Annotated in this window: 17 protein-coding genes; 14 read left to right on the top strand and 3 right to left on the bottom strand. The window is 54.2% G+C overall.

Going from position 1 to position 17,629, the window contains the following annotated elements; translation table 11 throughout:
- Positions 1–686 precede the first annotated feature (686 nt).
- The 4 genes from Pla22_RS25055 (at position 687) to Pla22_RS25040 (ending at position 3,634) form a co-directional block, all read left to right on the top strand.
- Positions 687–1,985 (top strand): hypothetical protein, encoded by a 1,299-nt coding sequence (locus tag Pla22_RS25055; RefSeq protein ID WP_146517646.1) that lies wholly within the window; start codon positions 687–689, stop codon positions 1,983–1,985.
- 41 nt (positions 1,986–2,026) lie between these two features.
- Positions 2,027–2,362 (top strand): hypothetical protein, encoded by a 336-nt coding sequence (locus tag Pla22_RS25050; RefSeq protein WP_146517645.1) that lies wholly within the window; start codon positions 2,027–2,029, stop codon positions 2,360–2,362.
- A 101-nt stretch (positions 2,363–2,463) separates the two neighbouring features.
- Positions 2,464–3,009 (top strand): hypothetical protein, encoded by a 546-nt coding sequence (locus Pla22_RS25045; protein WP_146517650.1) that lies wholly within the window; start codon positions 2,464–2,466, stop codon positions 3,007–3,009.
- Between the two features lie 118 nt (positions 3,010–3,127).
- A complete protein-coding gene (locus Pla22_RS25040; RefSeq protein WP_146517644.1) occupies positions 3,128–3,634 on the top strand; it encodes a hypothetical protein in 507 nt (168 codons plus the stop codon).
- 647 nt (positions 3,635–4,281) lie between these two features.
- Here the strand turns inward: Pla22_RS25040 and Pla22_RS25035 are convergent.
- A complete protein-coding gene (locus tag Pla22_RS25035) occupies positions 4,282–5,499 on the bottom strand; it encodes an IS110 family RNA-guided transposase (protein ID WP_146517643.1) in 1,218 nt (405 codons plus the stop codon).
- A gap of 197 nt (positions 5,500–5,696) precedes the next feature.
- On the opposite strand from Pla22_RS25035, the gene Pla22_RS25030 reads away from it, so the two are divergent.
- From Pla22_RS25030 to Pla22_RS24995, 8 genes are all read left to right on the top strand, one after another.
- A complete protein-coding gene (locus tag Pla22_RS25030; protein ID WP_146517642.1) occupies positions 5,697–6,074 on the top strand; it encodes a hypothetical protein in 378 nt (125 codons plus the stop codon).
- Between the two features lie 109 nt (positions 6,075–6,183).
- The gene (locus Pla22_RS25025; protein ID WP_146517641.1) at positions 6,184–6,678 is read left to right on the top strand and encodes a hypothetical protein; all 495 of its coding nucleotides are present in this window, start codon (positions 6,184–6,186) and stop codon (positions 6,676–6,678) included.
- Between the two features lie 22 nt (positions 6,679–6,700).
- Complete coding sequence (locus Pla22_RS25020; RefSeq protein WP_207310485.1) at positions 6,701–7,207, top strand: hypothetical protein; 507 nt, start codon at positions 6,701–6,703, stop codon at positions 7,205–7,207.
- A gap of 1,067 nt (positions 7,208–8,274) precedes the next feature.
- On the top strand, positions 8,275–8,781 hold the full coding sequence (locus Pla22_RS25015; RefSeq protein ID WP_165440829.1) for a hypothetical protein: 507 nt from the start codon (positions 8,275–8,277) through the stop codon (positions 8,779–8,781).
- Positions 8,782–9,204: 423 nt separating this feature from the next.
- Positions 9,205–10,635, top strand: a complete 1,431-nt coding sequence (locus Pla22_RS25010; protein WP_146517639.1) for a TlpA family protein disulfide reductase — start codon at positions 9,205–9,207, stop codon at positions 10,633–10,635.
- A 129-nt stretch (positions 10,636–10,764) separates the two neighbouring features.
- Complete coding sequence (locus tag Pla22_RS25005) at positions 10,765–11,166, top strand: hypothetical protein (protein ID WP_146517638.1); 402 nt, start codon at positions 10,765–10,767, stop codon at positions 11,164–11,166.
- Positions 11,167–11,311: 145 nt separating this feature from the next.
- A complete protein-coding gene (locus tag Pla22_RS25000) occupies positions 11,312–11,620 on the top strand; it encodes a hypothetical protein (RefSeq protein WP_146517637.1) in 309 nt (102 codons plus the stop codon).
- Positions 11,621–11,798: 178 nt separating this feature from the next.
- Positions 11,799–12,236, top strand: a complete 438-nt coding sequence (locus tag Pla22_RS24995; RefSeq protein ID WP_165440828.1) for a DUF3997 domain-containing protein — start codon at positions 11,799–11,801, stop codon at positions 12,234–12,236.
- Between the two features lie 117 nt (positions 12,237–12,353).
- On the opposite strand, the gene Pla22_RS25815 is transcribed toward Pla22_RS24995, so the two are convergent.
- Positions 12,354–12,827, bottom strand: a complete 474-nt coding sequence (locus Pla22_RS25815; RefSeq protein WP_242632332.1) for a hypothetical protein — start codon at positions 12,825–12,827, stop codon at positions 12,354–12,356.
- Between the two features lie 409 nt (positions 12,828–13,236).
- On the opposite strand from Pla22_RS25815, the gene Pla22_RS24985 reads away from it, so the two are divergent.
- Both Pla22_RS24985 and Pla22_RS24980 read left to right on the top strand, forming a co-directional pair.
- The gene (locus Pla22_RS24985; protein ID WP_207310484.1) at positions 13,237–14,406 is read left to right on the top strand and encodes an inorganic phosphate transporter; all 1,170 of its coding nucleotides are present in this window, start codon (positions 13,237–13,239) and stop codon (positions 14,404–14,406) included.
- A 942-nt stretch (positions 14,407–15,348) separates the two neighbouring features.
- Positions 15,349–15,675: a hypothetical protein gene (locus tag Pla22_RS24980; RefSeq protein WP_146517635.1), complete on the top strand. Its 327-nt coding sequence runs from the start codon at positions 15,349–15,351 to the stop codon at positions 15,673–15,675.
- Between the two features lie 620 nt (positions 15,676–16,295).
- Here Pla22_RS24980 and Pla22_RS24975 read toward each other — a convergent pair.
- Positions 16,296–17,486 (bottom strand): IS110 family RNA-guided transposase, encoded by a 1,191-nt coding sequence (locus Pla22_RS24975; protein ID WP_242632331.1) that lies wholly within the window; start codon positions 17,484–17,486, stop codon positions 16,296–16,298.
- Positions 17,487–17,629 lie beyond the last annotated feature (143 nt).

Below are 17,629 nucleotides of genomic sequence, written 5' to 3'. Positions count from 1 at the left end.
TTGCGAGGACCCAGCAAACCGGAATCAAATTGCTTGCATTTTGCTTGACGCGGGATCAGCCAACCGGTGAGAATAAGTGCCTGGCCGTTGGGTCGTATCAAAATGAGGACTACCACCCACGGTACCGAAGGTGCGCTTGCCGGTGAGAACAAGTGGCACCAACCAGTAAGAACAAGTCAAAACCAAGTATTCCCACCCTCACCCTCAGGTGAGAAACATAGTTCTTGCTGTCTGTCGTTGCGCGGTCGATTGCCACGCTGGATCTGGGGCGTTCGAATTCGCTTGCCGCTGCCAATGAGCGCAGGGCGAACCTTCACGGCAAAGTGATTAGTGTGCGATTAGCGAAGATTAGTGTTCTCTCTTTCTCGAACACTAATCACTACTAATCGAACACTAATCGGTTCGCGGTCTTACCTAGCCCAAATTTCAACGCAGGCCATGCGTCTGTTGATTATCGTCGGCTTGCTGCCTTGCTCGGTCGATTGTTGCTCCGTCCCGTTTCAGGCAGTATCGTAAGGGTTTGCGGGCACTGTCCCATTGGCGAATCGTCCGCCGCACAAGCCCAGCGCAAGAACCATGTGTTGCACGCGAGTGGCGGCAACACGTTTTCGTGAAAACAACATCGCGGGTCGCCACCGCGTGAACACCGACGTTATCCGACTGAAGAAATCTTGAATTGAGACACGATGGCAGAATCGGAAACAACCGAAAACGCAGCCGACCCGCTTCCTCCTCCGTCGCTGACGACCGAAATTGAGTCGTTCATAGTAAACATTGACGCGATCAAGACCTCTTTGCCGTTCGTGATGTCGATGCTCACGGCAGTCGGTTTTTCGGAGAACAAAGAATTAGGGGATTACCTGGAGAAGCACGGAACGCTGAAAGCCGAGTCAGGCGAGTCGAAGACCTATACACTGGGGCCAGAAGTCCTTGATGAGGCTGCGAGGCTGCGCCGGAAGGTCGATAGGTTCGAGCGTGGGATGGACATCATTCCACGAAGTCTATTGGTTGCGTTGATAAGTCAGTACGACTTTTTTGTAGGACGCATTCTTCGGTGCTTCTTCTACCTCCAGCCCGAGCTTTTGCACTCTTCTGATCGAACACTTTCTTTCTCGCAGCTTCTCGAATTCGGGCAGGTGGATGATGCGAGAGAGTATTTAATTGAGAAGGAGGTTGAAACTCTCCTGAGAAAGAGTCACGTCGAACAATTTGAGTGGCTAGAAAAAAAGTTCTCAGTGAAACTTAACAAGAACCTACCGTCTTGGCCGAACTTCGTTGAGCTGACTCAACGGCGGAACTTGTTCACGCACTGCAACGGGGTTGTTTCCGCACAGTATTTGGACATGTGTGAAAAGCACGGAGTTAAGCTCGATGGCTCGTCGCCAAGTGTTGGCGATGCTCTACCGTGTTCCCCTGAGTACTTTCAAGAGGCATTCGAGTGCTGCTTTGAGATTGGAGTGAAGTTAGCTCAGGTTCTCTGGCGAAAAGTCCGACCGGATCAGATGCAAACTGCTGATGAAAGCATTGCCTCAACGACTTACGAGCTGTTGCTTTCAGGTGAGTATTCGCTGGTAATCCGACTGCTTGACTTCTTCACGCACAATCTCAACAACTGGTCCAACGATGAAAGGAGACGGCGCGTCATGGTTAACCACGCCCAGGCTCTCAAGTGGTCGGGAGACAACAAGGGCACGCTTAAACTTTTAGACAAGGAAGATTGGACCGCATGTTCAAACGCATTTAGACTCGCAGAGGCCGTCCTTCGTGATGACTTTGTGCGAGGCGCAGCAATTGTTGAAAAGATCGGCGTCTCAGATGAACTGTCCAAAAAGGACTACCAAACATGGCCCTTGTTTCGGGAGTTTAGAAAATCCGACGAATTCCTCGCTTCATACAAATCCGTTTTCGGCGAGGACTTTGCAGGAACCGAAAAGACTGCAGACAGCCCCAAGCCACCGGATGGAGAAGGTCCAGACAACGGATAACAATGCCGTGCACACGGAGCACGGCTTGCAAGTTTTTAGGAATGGAAAGCTGTCTCTCCGTGCCCGGTGACGGCGGACGTTCGCCGACTGAACTCCATCCATCTTGTAGCCTCGCGCCAGAGCCCGCATCCATGCAATACCGCTACATTGTCGTTGACCTTGCAGACGGTGGTAGCTGGCATCTCTACGGCGATAAGGATCGTCCTCGCGACAAACCTTACTCAACAAATGAGCTAGGCGTGCTACCCGAGCTGCTGGCCGACGGATGGACGCCCGTACGTGAAACACCCATTGGCACCGCGAGCATCGGAATTCTACGACATCATGCTCGGGCCTATTGTCTCGTCCTCCTCAGCAAAGATGACAATGCGGAATAATTTCATTCGCAACTCACGTCTAACGCGATGGTCATCCTTTCTTCACTTGGAGGCGGCGAACAATGCGATGATACGGAGCGGCGGTGGTAGCCGTTCTCGCAATGGTTGAGTCATTCGCCGCCGCCCGCATATCGCTACCGTTATCCGATATGTACATAGGACTGGGTGAAGCTTACCTCGAGGTGTTCTTCAACATCGCCAAGTTGGCTCTGCTAGCTGCGGTCGTTGTTGTCGCACTTGTTCGCGTCTTCAAGCGTGTGCGGCCCGGTTGGCTATTGCTGGCAGCAATTGGGCTGTGGATAATCCTGACGTATACGGGCGCGAAACTCTACCACCACGAAAACTTTGTACGGCTACATCAATCGCACAACGATTACGTACCCAAGACGGGATGCTTAACTTACGAACCAAGCTTCGGCCATCTTTTTGCGTCATTCTCCATGTCTCGGGACAAGTTTGACACTTGGGTCGCCGATTTCCCCGTTCCCATGTCTGAATACGATAATGCACTTCAACGATTCGACGAACAAAGGCTGGGCTTCACTGAACCGGACGCCGCATTTGCTACGGAACCCGCATCAAATGGTGGACAAACTCGCGTGTATTTCAAGGACAATGTGATGTACCTGTCGCGAAACGTTATGTGAATGGCGCACGGCGGATAACCACGTGATGCACGCGGAGTCGGGCTTGCGGGCGTTTTGGCAATGGTAAGCTTTACTTTCCCGACCCGGTGATCACAACCGTTCGCCGAGCAACTGATTCATGAGTCGAACGCGAGTTTTCGCAACTGCCATCGCGTGCCTCGCCCTTGTTGTCGGTGCATTTGCGCTGCTGTACCGCAACGATTTATTCGTGGCGTATCATCGCCAACGGCTGGCGTCGGAAATCAAGGCATGGCAATCACCGCCTGCCGCTGGCGAGTCCAAGGACTATCGCAACTACTCGCGCGTTGAAACTGAACTCTCGAATCTGGTTGCACTTGCTGCTCTAGACCGCGTCGAACTACAAATCCGGCTGTACACGGACGGCGCGATGGCACCGCTTCCCAGCCTGGACCGCATTCAAAACGGTCAAAACCCTGCCCCCGTGTTCAGCCATATCAAGGGCGATCCACGAACCCAACCGCAGACCGTCGTGATATGGTGCGATCCAAGCGATACGCTATATTGGAAGCGTTTCGCTGATTCAACGTTAATAAACACCACATCGGAAATCGGCGAACCAAGCGATGGACGCGGAGCCGCCGAAAGCGCGTTTCCTGATGGATGATCGATTGCGGCGGCCCGGTCATCGCCACCGACTATGAAGTCCGTGGTTTGACCAGTGGCGACTGGCCGCTTTTGGGAAGTTTTTTCTACATCGGTCTGTTGGGCATTTCTTTACGTGGTGTTGAGAGCGGGTTGGCTTGGCGGAGGCGGTGGAAACTGCGGCGAGGTGAGAAAGTCCGGCTGGGAACTATTCGACTATTCGAGGTGTCGACGCTGAAGTGACAGGTCACTTGTTTGGTGTGCATCGTCTCATCATTTCTTACAGGCGTTCCAATCGGATTGAATCGTTTGGAATACTCTTGCTTGGGCCAGCCACATGCTTTATCGCGGCGTCTCCCGAGACTCTAGCTCAACGCTGCAGCGTTGGACGCGTTTCTCGGTTGCCAACTCTGGAGAGTAGTCATGGCCAAAGGGGAGTCCTGCTCGGGATGTTTCTCATTTCGCTTGGGTGTCTTTCGCAACTGCCGCTTCGTCAGCTCGCTGCGGTCGGGACGGTTGTAAAAGGGTGAGCATTGGATGGTTTAATAGGCTGCTCGGGAGCGTCGCATTCATTATCTCGAGGTCAACTTTTTGTTGCAGTGCCTCGGGCAGCGATTCGCGATCACTCCAGAGCGGCCCGGCTCGCAAGACAGCGAGCCTTGGTCGGTGTCATTTCAGTTGAACGGTTTGGGTGCGACGGTTGCCGGTTCGGGTTTGGCGTTTGGGCTTCATCGTTAAGTTGGCTTTGCGGTGCGCGACGCCGGATGACTCGTCGCTGTACACGGGGCCAGGTGGTTTGGGAGGCTTGCGTTTGATCTTCAACTTGCCGTTGTCCTTGGCCTCGTCTTGGGGCAGCAGCTTGCTGGCGTCCCAGTCGGTCTGGTCTCGCATCATCGCCCAAGCGATCACGCCGAGCTTCCGCGCCAACGCGATGCCGGCTTTCTTACGACGTGTCTTGCTGCCACCGGTGATTCGATCGTAGGTCTTCTTGCTCCACTTGTTGTATCTGAGGCTGCACCAAGCGCACTGCAACAGCATCGTGCGAAGCAGCTTGCTGCCTCGCTTGCTGATGCGTCCGTTTCGGTCGGTCTCACCGGACTGATGTTGTTTAGGTGTCAGTCCGAGGTAACTCGATACATGCCGAGCGTTCTTAAAGCGGTGGGGATCATCGATGGCCGCGACGATCGCTTCGGCGGTCTTGCGACCCACACCGGGGATCGTCATCAGCCGCACGATGTCGGGGTGATCGGCAGCGAACTCATCGAGTTTCGTTTCGAGAGATTCAAGCTTGACTGCTAAGTCGTCGAGTCGAGTGAGTTGCATGTCAAGTTGGCCCTGCCACAACTCGTCACGCGTGCAGTCTTCGATGGGCTTGCGGAACGAGTTGATGTGCACCCGTCCTGTGTTCCAAGCTCGCTCGCCGGTGTCGATCTCGATGCCACGGTTGGCGAAGATGCTGCGTATCGAGTTTTTCAGTCGGTTGATGTCCTGGTCGACACTCTTGCGATACTTGATGAACGCTCGTTGCTCGCGAATGTCTGGCTTTGGCACATGGACCGGCACGAGTCGCCGCAGCAGGGACATTTCGGCGAGCTTCAGTGCGTCGTCGCGATCGGTCTTTCGCTTGGTGGCTTTCCAGTTCCAAGCTTCCTCGTTGGTGCTGCAGACCAGTGTTTTTACTTGTCTATCTTGGCAGATGTCGTTGATCCAGCCTGACGGTCCGCAGGCTTCCATGACGATCAGATCGATGTCGGGCCGAGAGCTTAGCAGGTGCTCGATGTGTGAGCGCCGAGTGGCGATGGTCTCGAACTGATGCTTCTGGCTGGCCGGGTCGAAGAAGCAGCAGACACTATTAAACTTGCCAAGGTCGATGGCGCATGTCACCATAAGAAGTCTCCGTGGTTTGGGGTGTCAACGTGTTAGAAGCGATTGATTGTGACGTCTCGAAAGAGAACGATCACCGCCTGGTCAGCAGCGCGAAAGCAACCGACTCGCCTCAAACCACGGACTTCATGAATTCTTTATCCGACTGAAACTCGCAACGTAGACACGCTTGCTCACTTTCCTCCGATCTCTCACTTTCCATGGTCCCTGATTTCACCAAATCCGAAAAACGATTTGTTCGGCAGGTCGCTAACCTTGCCTGGGATCGGCTGCTCCGAAAATCACTTGTGCGTATCGCCTCGGCGCTCGGGCGAATGGACGCTGGCACGGCGACTGCGTTTGATGTCGACGATGCCATCCACAAATACCACGCCGGTCCATCTCGCCAACTCCATAACGAGTTCTCAACGAACAAGCCTTGGCACTCCGTCTGCAATGCCTACATTGATGGCATCTTGACCGACGATGACTTTGTGGATGCTCCGGACGGTATTCGGAAAGAACTCGCCCAAATCTTTTCAATTCACTGTAAGATCAACGGCATTGACCCGGCGACACTTGCAAATGCCGACGGATAACCATGGCATGCACACGGAGTCGGGCTTGCAAGGTTTCACAATTGGATGCTTAACTCTCCCGACCCGGTGATGCCGAACGTTCGCCGACAGAATTGCATCACAGACTCAAATGGAAACCTTTGACCAAATCTGGGAGTCTTCACGGACCAACTCGCTGTCATGGATGTACCCTGCTGCGGTTTGGTGCGGTGCTGGAATCCTGGTCGCACTCAGCGTCATCAAGAACCGCTGGTTGCGTCGCATTGGCAAACTCGCTGCGATCTTTGGCTTTGCGATACTTGCAACCGAGTTTTCAGCACAAGAAATCCACGAAAAATGGCGGCTACGACGTGAATGGGCTGATCTACATCCTGCCCAGATGACAGAAGACGGCTTGCAAGCACTGACTGTCGATGGCGCTAACTTGACCCTCGGACCGTTGATCTATGGCTTCCAAGCCTTCCTGGTTTTCGCGGGCCTTGCGGTCGTCTTGTCGGTACTGCGTGTCCTGCTCAGATCACGAAGCACAGACACAATGACCGACCCCAGCGATCAACCTACACCTCCCGAAATCGAAGCTGAAGTTTCCGACAATCCGTATCATCCACCGAACGTCGTAACCTGACACAGGAGCGGCGAACCAAACGATGCAACCGAGCGGCGAAGTCGGGCGTTTTGAAGTGGTTGATCTTCTGTCGCCGCCGGCTGATCGTAACCGTTATCCGACTGAAAACATCATGCGACTCTACCGCCCAGTTGGCTTAGTTGAACTCGAACTGATCGCCGAATCCGGTTGGGCCGCGTACCCTCCGCGTCTCGCACATCAACAGATCTTCTATCCCGTATTGAACTTCAAATACGCTTCAGCTATCGCAAACAATTGGAACACGAAGGATGACGCCTCCGGTCACTGCGGCTTTGTAACGGAATTCGATGTCGACGATGATTTCGCGGCGCGATACGATATCCAGACTGTGGGAGACCGCGATGATGTCGAGCTGTGGGTTCCGTCCGAGGAACTTGACGACTTTAATAACGCGATCGAGGGCCGGATCGTCGTTACTGCGTCTTACTATGGCGATGGCTTCGTTGGCACCGTCGACAAAATGACCGGCCTACCTTCCTCCATTGCTTCACCCCATACCGACGGATAACCATCGCATGCAACGGAGGACGGGTGGTCAGTTTATTCGTCTGCTTGCAAGTCCATCGCCCGTCCCCTCGTTGTTACACACATCTTTGATTCGCTCCAGGTCCGAAAGCGAGCCAGCACGTTGCCATGATGTGCATGGCTTTAGCTTGACCCGAAAGATGAGCCAACGTCACAATTGGGCAAATGACAAACTTGTGTGTAACAACAAAGCCGCCGCCCGCTGACGCCTACCGTTATCCGACTGAACCAATCACTTGCCTGGAAGCACGGCGGTGCTATGCATTTTCGGCCTCCGGCGCCTGCTTGATGATAAGTTGCTTGCGTTTGCTGGCCGGGTTTGAGGTCTTCACCGCTTCACTTGCAGCGTTCTCGACGGCCGCCCCCGTGAGACGGCGTACAAGTTCGACCGGATTGCCAGCGTTTTCAATTTCGCCCAGATTTACGATAGCTAGGGAACGATCGCTTGCCCTGTTTCGCACTCTCTGGCGGGCGCTCCGGTATGCCGAATCACCGAAGCTATTTCCTGCGGCTATACTGGTATTCCAAGACGGCGAATAACCAATGGATGCAACGGAGCGGTGGTGGTGCTCGCTGTGGCCATCCTTGCAAGTTCCTCGCCACCGCCCGCTGATCCTAATCGTTATTCGATTGAACCAATCACTTGCCTGGAAGCACGGCGGTGCTATGCAATTTCGGCCTCCGGCGCCTGCTTTATGATAAGTTGCTTGCGTTTGCTCGCCGGGTTTCAGGTCTTCACCGCTTCACTTGCAGTTTTCTCGACGGCCGCCTCCGTGAGACGGCGTACAAGTTCGACCGAATTGCCAGCGTTTTCAACTTCGCCCAGATTTACGATAGCTAGGGAACGATCGCTTGCCCAGTTTCGCACTCTCTGGAGGGCGCTCCGGCATGCCGAATCACCGAAGCTATTTCCTGCGGCTATACTGGTATTCCAAGACGGCGAATAACCAATGGATGCAACGGAGCGGTGGTGGTGCCCGCTATGGCCATCCTTGCAAGTTGCTCGCCACCGCCCGCTGATCCTAAACGTTACCCGACTGAATGATGATCGTGGCCGAGAAGCCAATCGCACCGTCTGACGCACGCAAAGCGATTCGACTCTTCCGTGACGCTGTCAATCAAATCCGATTGTTGCAACGATCGGCGATTCCGCGTTGGTCCGATGGTATGACAACGTGGTTCGCCGACGAGCGTCCTCCCGAAGAGCGCGAGGAATTCCTGCTCTACAACGACGCGGAGCTGGAACGCTATCGAGAGGCCCGCGACACTCTTCAGCGTTCAATCGAATTGAATCCATATTTCCCGGATGCGTACGTACTACTCGGCAACGCCTGCTCGGAAATTGATGGCGACAACGACACAATGCTGCAATACTACGATGACGCGATTGCCCTTGATCCGGACAACGATGAATTTCACAACGCGCGAATGTCTCATCATCTCTCAAGCGGGGCATTGGATCAGGCGTTGATTGACTTGGGGCATTTGGAACGCCTGCAATCGGGGTATGCTGAATCAATGCGTGAGCACTACGAAAAAGCACGAAACGGCGGGTAACCATCGCATGCACACGGAGCCGGGCTTGCGCGATTTCACAAATGGAAAACCAACACTCCCGGCCCGGTGATGCGGGACGTTCGCCCACGCGATGAGTGGATCGATTCGCGATGATCATCTCCGCTTCGATTTGGCGTTCGACAGATGATGCGCGTGAGTTCAGGCTCGATCGAGTGATCGAAGAAGCGCTGAATCCAGGACAACAACCGTAGCGCTCGATCGAGGATCGAATCCCAGGATCGATTTGCCGTGCGAGTTCAGGCTCGATAAACTGGAAGCGGACGGTGCGCTCGATGGGATCACGACCTGCAACGTGGCGGGACGAACCATGTGGTGCACGGTAGTCGGCGAGCCAAGTTTTTCGAGGTGGTCAGTCGTCCGCGCCGACACCGTGACCACCGACGTTCGCTGAAAGCAAAATTAATGACACGATACGCCGCCGTTATATTTGTCGCGTTTACATTTGTATCCTGCAATTGGGTGCATTCTCAGGATGCGTCCGCGTTATCAGAGGAATCGAAGAGCCTTCTTGGTATGCTGGCACGAATTCAACAAAGCGATGACGCTGAGCTGCAGGCAATGGCAACCACGGTTAAGGAACTGCCTGAGGGAAAAGTTGATCAAGCATTGCGAATTAAGGCTGCCGGAATGATTGGGGGGCGGCTCATGGAGCTGAAAAAAACGGATGCAGCCGCAGCGCAGTTTTTGGATGCGGTCAAACTCCCGCACGCAAGCGGGCAATCGGCACAGGGGTGTGCCAATATGTGGAGCGTCGCCATGGATAAGCTCGCTTACCACCTTAGGGATACCGGTAAATCAGAAGAAATTATCCCAACCCTCGACCAATTCACCAGACACTCCGAAAGCGTGTGTTTTAAGGCTACATTCGCTGACCTGCGTCAAAAATGGCTGCTCTACACGGGTGACGAAAATGGATCTAAGGAGTACCTCCGAAAATCCGTGTTAGAATTGTTTCCCCTTACGGATGAAACGGCAGTTCATGAATTGGTCCCGCTTTACGACCTCGTTAAAAACCTCGGTTTTAACGATCGCGACTTGCGAAGAACGTCCTTGGATCAGATCGCCGAGTCTGCGGAAACTGCCATTACCAGTGGTGAGTCGTTGGAACCATTTTCTGTATTTACGAATTGTCGATGGTTGCTTTGCAAAAACGCAATCGCTGAGGGTGAAACCGATGTTGATATCACCCGATACAGTGCAGGCGTCGAAGAGCTGTCCCAGATTGCATTCAAACATGCGTCGGAGCAAGATTCGAAGGGCATTCAACTGCTTCTGTCCTCATTCGAGAAGCAGATGGAGGCTATGAAACCTTCAAAACTGATTGGTAAGTTAGTTCCGGAAGTGGATGTGACGTGGATTGCGCCCGCTGAAGGTGATTCATTTGAGAAGTTCCGCGGAAAAGTCGTGGTCCTCGATTTTTGGGCAATCTGGTGTGGCCCCTGCGTCGCATCATTTCCTAAAATGCAAAGTCTTCAGGACCGCTTCAAAGAAGAAGGACTAGTCGTGGTTGGCGTCACAAACTGGTACGGATATGAGTGGGATGCAATAGAGAAGAGGCCCGTCCGATCTGATCAAGATATCGAACAATCGGCTATTGACTCGGGCGACCATGCAGCGGAGGTATCTGCGATCCGAGAGTTTCTCAAAGAACACAAAGTCAATTACCCTCAACTTGCTGTCGGCAAGAAAGCGGACGCATCCTTCGGTGTTGAGTCGCTCCCGACGATCATCGTTGTTGATAAAAATGGGGTGATACAAAAAGTGCTGACTGGTAGCAGCGAAGCAACTCATGCCTCGCTAAGTCGCATGGTAAATGAACTGTTGAATGAGTAGATCCCGACCGACCGCACGACGAAATCAGCGAACAATGGGTTGCAACGGAGTCGGGCGTCATGCGTTTTGGCAGAACTACATTTTCTCGGCCCGACCCGCTGAACCCCAACGTTCCCCGACTGAAGATTCATGACGCAACCTGTCCACACCTGCATGACGAAGGCGATAATCGCTGATGGTGACCAGCTGGAGACTGGGCCGCAATGGATCACCTCTCGACGCGCTCGACTTCGCCTTTTTGACGACCACTTGATTTGTGGCGACTGGAACGTCCACTACGACGACATACGCGAAGCGGTGCTTGCATCTTTTCGCTCACCGATCCTTCGCATTCCTGGCTACGTCCTTTCTGCCCGCACCGATACTCACACGTACCACTTCGGCCTAAACGGATGGCGGTACTGGCGGGGTGAATTGCCTTTTCCTGTTACCCGAACCAACACGCGACTTCGCATGTCGTGGATTTCAATCGCGGCGAGGGCTATACTCATTGGCTACGTCGCGTACACATTGTGGCGATGGGCCACGTAACCTCGATCGCCAATGCGGCGGGGAACCATGCGATGCAACGGAGTCGGGCTTGCAAGGTTTCACGAATGGAAAATCAAACGTCCCGACCCGCTGATCGCCACCGTTATCCGACTGAACGCGACGCAACTTCAACGCTTTGCAATGAATGGGAGATACTCACCTTTCAACGTTCATCTACATAGTGGTTATTCCCGGCGTGATGACAGGCATCGTCATTGCCTACATTGGAGACCGCTTTGAACTAACGTCGCTTCAACGACTGATGGCGGTACTCCCGCTTTTCCTCGCGATCATGACGAGTTGGGTGTTTGGAATGGCTGCGCTTGCCTACGTCTTCGGAAAGGTTCAAACGCAGGTTTATCCGATGCCCCGATGTCAACACTGCGGTCAAACATTGCGCTCACGTCATGCCGCACAGTGCTTCAAATGCGGTGCGGACTGGCACGAAACATGACAAATGTGCCACAGCTTGTTTCCGCCAGCCTTCAATCGGTTAGACTATCGCGAACACTCCGCAAACGCTGAACCCACACCGGCGGATAACAATGCCGTGCACGCGGAGCACGGCTTGCGAGGTTTCACAAATGGAAAGTCGTCTCTCCGTGCCCGGTGACGGCTGGCGTTCGTCGCTCATGAAACACTCAGTCCTACTACTGCTCACCACCGTCATGCTTGGATGCCAACCGGTTGCGTTCGGTCCGGGGCTGCAAGACTTTTCAGCACCACTTCCGCATGGATATTTCATTCATCGCACGTCGGCACATCAAATCATTGTTGCGCCGCAGCAATGGAGTCCCGATACACCAATCATTCCGACTAAGGTGGTTGAACTTGATCACGACGATCAATTCATCATTGCGAAACAGCAACTGCTCGAACGACGTAGCCCAAACAACCCAAACGACACGTACGAGCAACCAAAGCCTGACGCATTTCAATACTGGATACTCGATATGCAAACGCCCAAGGTTTATGGCCCTTTCACAGAAGAAGAATTCGACATTGAACGGTCGGGTTTGGCGGTGCCGACGGAACTGCAACTTCATGACGTTTATGACTATCGGCCATGACTACATACCGTATTGAGAAACCGCGACGAACAAAGCCGTGAACCGGAGCACTCATTCACGCGGCAACTGAAATCAAAGCCTTCCGTTCGTGCCCGGTTACGGCAGGCGTTATGCCGACTAAGCGGCGTCGTATGTCGCTTCAAAAATATCCGGTTTGCATGGGTACAGCTCACCCTTCACGCCCTGGATAATCCAATCTCCAAACGTAACCGCGTGCGTCCCCTCCAGCGTCGTGATGCACAATCGCTCGCCGGGGCCGACCAGCCCATCCTCATCAATGCAGTAGAGGCAGCCCGGTTCGCTTGGCTCCATGTTCCACGCTTGGTTCAACCATTCCGGCCACTCGCTATTATCCCACCGACGCTCCTTGGTCATCTGGAACGCTTCAATCTGCACTGGCTTCTTTCGGAACTTCGCCATAACATCAACTCCAATCGCGGCATAACAAAGCGTTGGACACGGAGCCGCGATTGGCGTCCAACGTGAAATCAAAACCGCTCGTCGCGGCCCGGTCAACGCAACCGTTACCCCAATGTCTCGTAGCTGAATGGCACTGCTCTTTCCACTCTTCCCGCTTGCCTTTGCCGCCATGTGGATCGTCGTGTCCTTGCTCCTCTCAAGGATGGGCGGTTGGACGAGTCTCGCCGATGTTTATCGAATCGACTCTGAAGATCCGCCCGGCCTTAGTCGCTTCGTTACGGGGCGATTCAACTTAATAAACTACAGCTCATGCCTCCGAGTCGCGTCCACTGCCGAACATCTCTACCTTTCTGTACTGCTGCCTTTTCGTATTGGACATCCGGCATTGTTGATTCCGTGGTCTGACATCAAAATTCAAGATCCATCAAAAGGAATGCTCGGACGGACTGCAAGTCTTTCGGTATGCGGAGTTTCGATCGACTTGCCAAATCGGTTCCTGCCCCCTAATCCCAAGTCGCTGGGGTAACCATGCGATGATACGGAGCGGCGGTGGTCGCCGTTTTCGCAATGGTTTAGTCTCTTGCCGCCGCCCGCATATCGCTACCGTTATGCATCAAACTCGCACCGCAAATACATGCTGAGCATCTTACTTTTCCTCGCAGTCTGCTTCCTCGCGTACTCCAACGGCGCGAACGACAACTTCAAGGGTGTCGCAACCCTGTTTGGCAGCAACACCACCGACTACAAGACCGCGATCCGCTGGGGCACATTTTGCACGTTACTCGGGTCGATGTGCTCTCTTCTTCTGGCGCAATCCCTGCTTAGGTCATTTTCCGGCAAAGGCCTCGTTCCCAGCGAACTTGTCGGTTCTGAAACATTTCTGTTCGCCGTCGCGATTGGTGCCGGAACGACAGTACTGATCGCAACACTGACAGGGTTACCGATCTCGACTACACATGGCTTGGTTGGCGCATTGGTTGGCTCTGGTCTGGTTGCCACAGCCGGTTCCGTCAACCAACAAGTGCTGTTCTCCACCTTCGTTGTGCCTCTGCTCGTCAGTCCTCTCGTTGCGCTCTGTTTGGGTGCGCTCATTTACTCATTTGCCCGAATCGTTCGCGTGCGATCCGGCGTGACCAAAGAATGGTGCATCTGCCTTGGCCAAGAACAAAAGACCGTACCAATTCCTCAGCCTTATTCCATGCTCGCGGTCGATGCCACACGACAAGAATTAGCAATCTCTGTCGACGAACAAATCCGGTGCAATCAACGATACGTGGGCCGCTTTCTGGGCATCAATCTGCAATCACTTGTTGATCGGGTGCATTTCCTTAGCGCTGGTGTCGTCAGCTTTGCGCGCGGCCTGAACGACACTCCAAAGATTGCGGCATTGCTATTGGTTGTTCATGTCTTTGATATCCGCTGGGGCTTGGCTGCGGTTGCGATCACGATGGCGATGGGCGGCTTGTTAAACGCCCGCAAGGTCGCGGAAACAATGGGACATCGAATCACTGAGATGAATCACGGGCAGGCTGTTTCTGCAAACATCGCCACCGGGTTCCTCGTCATTGTGGCCAGCCGATTTGGTTTGCCCGTCTCAACAACACATGTTTCTGTTGGCGCATTGTTCGGCATCGGCATTGTCGGTCGGTCCGCTCATTATCGCTCCGTTGCAACCATACTTCTCGCGTGGGTCATTACATTGCCGTGCGCGGGCACAATCGCCGCACTCACTTACTGCCTTGTACAATAATCGACAAAGATGCATAACAATGCGTTCAACCGGAGCGGCGGACCACGCCGGTTCCGTATTCCACGTCAACTCCGCCGCCCGGTTAACGCGGGCGTTATCGCTCCTTAGTATTGACCTGCGAACGTTTCGCCAGCGGCGATGGCTCATCTGTTTGATGGTTGCTGCCACCCACGGGGCCGAAGGCTGTTCTGGCTCAACCCTTTTGTTCACTCCGCCTGAACGACGGTCGACTGTTTTCACTCGTTTGGTGGCACTTCGATTTGACGGTCCCCCACGCGGCCAAAGCCGCTTCACCTCACAAGCTTATACTCGGTCGTGATGTTAGACTGTGTCGTAGTGTTACCTTTGCGAATGGCTCTGAGAAAAGCGATAACCATGGGTTGCACTCGGAGCGGGCGTGTGTCGCTCGTTCGCTTCGCTCTGCCAAATCTCTACCCGCCCGGTGAACCCGGTCGTTATCCGACTGAAATACCCAGGAGTTTTCTTGGCGTCTAACCCTTACAGCCCGCCCGACCTTCTCGAAACTAAGGACGACGCGCTCGCGCCGCAGTCTGTAAGACGGGCGCGTGCTCGACGGTGGTCGATTCGTGTGCTGATCGTAACTGCTGTCCCCGCACTTGCTGTTGTGTTTCCTGTCTTGCTTTCTGAATTTGGCGTACCTATACCCCGACAGATCTTGCTCTTTAAGCCGTCAGGGCCACTGTTCATCATGTATCCTGAACTTGTCGCTTTTCCCTGTGCGGCATTCGCTTGGCTAGCGTCATGGGTCATGCCGATTCGCCGCTCATCTTGAGGCTCTCATTTCGATACCGAACGGATAACCATGGGATGCACCGGAGTGGGGCTCGCGGCCGTTTCCTGATGGTTACCTATTCCGTCCCCACCCGGTGATCCCGGTCGTTATCGCAATGAATTGAGGCGGCTTTCCCGCTACCACGGTTGATGCATTTGCTTACCGAATTTACCGCTCCACATGGATGGATCGCGTTGATCCTTTGCATGATCGGTACATCACTCGCGTCGTATTTCTGGGCAGGTCGCGGATTCGTATTGTCTGTAATCCTTGTCGGCGTCGCGTATGCGATACTTGACCAACGCTGGATTCGAGCCGAAATGGACGCCCCGGGCTGGGATGGAACGCCCGATCAAGATGCGATCTTCTATCTTGGTGTTGCGATTCGACTTGTGTTCATGTCCGTGATTCTCTTCGCCACGTTTGTGACTACGTTGTTCGTCACCTCGCGATTCGGCAACGGAAAGTCGCTGTGACGATGCTATCTACAGGCATGCAAATTTGCGATAACCATCGCATGCAACCGAGGACGGGTGGTCCGTTTTCTCGGCTGCTTGCAAGTCGTTCGCCCGTCCCGGCTGATGCGTACCGACTATGAAGTCCTTGGTTTGACCAGAGGCGTCTGGCCGCTTTTGCTATTTTTGTTTACATGGTTTTGTTCGCTTTGGCTGTCGATGGCTGAACGCTTGGCGGTGAACGAGTCCGGTTCGGTACTAAACGACTATTCGAGGTGTCGACGCTTTGGCATTTGAGGGTGCCGGTCCAGTTGACGGCGTCGTCTCATCATTCCTTGCAGTGTTGCGATCCGATCAGTTCAAGCTGACTTGATCACGACGGGCAGGTGACCGGCCACATTCTTTAGGGCGACATCGCAAGCGATTGATATCAGGATCGCTTGGTGCCAGGTTTGTTCAGTGGTCGCGGCGAAGGGGGAGTCCTGGTCGGTGGCTCGTGGGTGCGTGGGAGTTCAGTTGGTTGGTTGATGGATAGTCAGTTGGATCGGATGGAGGGAAGAAGTCCCCGGGCCGCCGCATTCGTTATCTCGAGGTCGATCAGTCGCCTCAGGCACGGCATCCGCGGTCGACCCGAGGATGGCTCACGTTTTGACGCGGTGTCGGTTCGTTGTCCCTCTGCGTTTTCTTGACCGGGAGGCTTTCACGGAAGGCCTCACTGGCTGGCCGCTGTGCAGTTCTCCGGCAGGACGAACCTGCGGTCGTTTTACTTTTAGTTTGACATCCTCCGGTGGAACTTCCGGTAACAGTTTGCTGGAGTCCCAGTCGGTTTCGTCTCGCATCATCGCCCAGGCGATCACGGCGAGCTTGCGTGCCAGCGCGATGCCGGCCTTCTTTCTTCGAGTGCGGCTGCCGCCGTGGATCCTTGCAAAGGTTAGCTTGCTCCACGCGTTATACCGAGTGCTAGCCCAGGCACATTCCAACAGCAAGCTACGGAGCATCCTTGGCCCCCGCTTGCTAATCCGGCCACTACGATCAGTCTCACCGGACTGGTACTGTTTCGGAGTCATGCCGAGATAGCTCGATAAATGTCGTGCCGATTTGAATCGATGCGGATCGTCGATCGACGCGACGAGCGCCTCGGCGGTCTTGCGACCCACGCCGGGGATCGTCATCACGCGTTGAACGTGAGGGTTCTTCTTGGCGTAGGTTTCGAGCTTCTTTTCGACGAAGTCCATTTGCCGCGTGAGATCATCAAGCTGCGTCAGCTCAAGATCGAGTTCACCTTGCCAGAGCTCCAGGTCGCTGCACTGGTCGAGTGGTTTTCGAAAGGAGTCGATTCGCTCCCGTCCGAGGCACCACGCGCGCTTGCCGGTGTCGATCTCAATGCCTTGCCCGACGAACAGGGCGCGAATGGCGTTCTTGATCCGATTGATTCGTCCGTCGAGTTTCTTGCGATACTTAACAAGCATTCGTTGCTGGCGGATCTCGGGGGCGGGAACGTGGACGGGCGTGAGCGCATCCATCATCGCCATCTTGGCCAACTTCAAAGCATCGTCTCGATCGGTCTTTCGCTTGGTGTTCTTCCAACACCACGCTTCGTCGTTGGTGCTGCACACGATGGTCTTCATACCACGAGCCCGGCAAGTGTCGCTGATCCAACCGCTCGGACCGCACGCTTCCATCACGACGAGATCTGCTCGGTGAGATTGGAGCAAGTGATCGACATGAGATCGTTTGGTGGCGACGGTTTCAAAGCGATACTCACGTTTTTGAGTGTCGTAGAGGCAACAGACGGTGTTGAACTTGCCAAGGTCCATCGAAAGAATCATCATGGTTGGGTTCCGTGGTTTGGGGTGTCAGTGTTTTGAACGACAACTGATTGTGACGCCTCGAAAGAGAACGATCACGGCTTGGTCAGCAGGTGTAACCAGCCGACTCGCCTCAAACCACGGACTTCATGGATTCTTTATCCGAC

Origin of the sequence: Rubripirellula amarantea (genome assembly GCF_007859865.1) — a bacterium.
Lineage (GTDB): Bacteria > Planctomycetota > Planctomycetia > Pirellulales > Pirellulaceae > Rubripirellula > Rubripirellula amarantea.
The sequence above is the reverse complement of the archived record's forward strand: the minus strand, read 5'-3'. Positions and strand labels throughout refer to the sequence as shown.

Excerpts from the sequence above, each read along its gene's own strand:
- Pla22_RS25815 (WP_242632332.1), bottom strand. The coding sequence starts at position 12,827 with ATGGCGGCAAAGGCAAGCGGGAAGAGTGGAAAGAGCAGTGCCATTCAG.
- Pla22_RS25035 (WP_146517643.1), bottom strand. The coding sequence starts at position 5,499 with ATGGTGACATGCGCCATCGACCTTGGCAAGTTTAATAGTGTCTGCTGC.
- Pla22_RS25050 (WP_146517645.1), top strand. The coding sequence starts at position 2,027 with ATGGAAAGCTGTCTCTCCGTGCCCGGTGACGGCGGACGTTCGCCGACT.
- Pla22_RS25030 (WP_146517642.1), top strand. The coding sequence starts at position 5,697 with ATGGTCCCTGATTTCACCAAATCCGAAAAACGATTTGTTCGGCAGGTC.
- Pla22_RS25020 (WP_207310485.1), top strand. The coding sequence starts at position 6,701 with ATGCAACCGAGCGGCGAAGTCGGGCGTTTTGAAGTGGTTGATCTTCTG.
- Pla22_RS24980 (WP_146517635.1), top strand. The coding sequence starts at position 15,349 with ATGCATTTGCTTACCGAATTTACCGCTCCACATGGATGGATCGCGTTG.
- Pla22_RS25025 (WP_146517641.1), top strand. The coding sequence starts at position 6,184 with ATGGAAACCTTTGACCAAATCTGGGAGTCTTCACGGACCAACTCGCTG.
- Pla22_RS25005 (WP_146517638.1), top strand. The coding sequence starts at position 10,765 with ATGACGCAACCTGTCCACACCTGCATGACGAAGGCGATAATCGCTGAT.
- Pla22_RS25040 (WP_146517644.1), top strand. The coding sequence starts at position 3,128 with ATGAGTCGAACGCGAGTTTTCGCAACTGCCATCGCGTGCCTCGCCCTT.
- Pla22_RS24975 (WP_242632331.1), bottom strand. The coding sequence starts at position 17,486 with ATGATGATTCTTTCGATGGACCTTGGCAAGTTCAACACCGTCTGTTGC.
- Pla22_RS25045 (WP_146517650.1), top strand. The coding sequence starts at position 2,464 with ATGGTTGAGTCATTCGCCGCCGCCCGCATATCGCTACCGTTATCCGAT.
- Pla22_RS25055 (WP_146517646.1), top strand. The coding sequence starts at position 687 with ATGGCAGAATCGGAAACAACCGAAAACGCAGCCGACCCGCTTCCTCCT.
- Pla22_RS24995 (WP_165440828.1), top strand. The coding sequence starts at position 11,799 with ATGAAACACTCAGTCCTACTACTGCTCACCACCGTCATGCTTGGATGC.
- Pla22_RS25000 (WP_146517637.1), top strand. The coding sequence starts at position 11,312 with ATGGGAGATACTCACCTTTCAACGTTCATCTACATAGTGGTTATTCCC.
- Pla22_RS25010 (WP_146517639.1), top strand. The coding sequence starts at position 9,205 with ATGACACGATACGCCGCCGTTATATTTGTCGCGTTTACATTTGTATCC.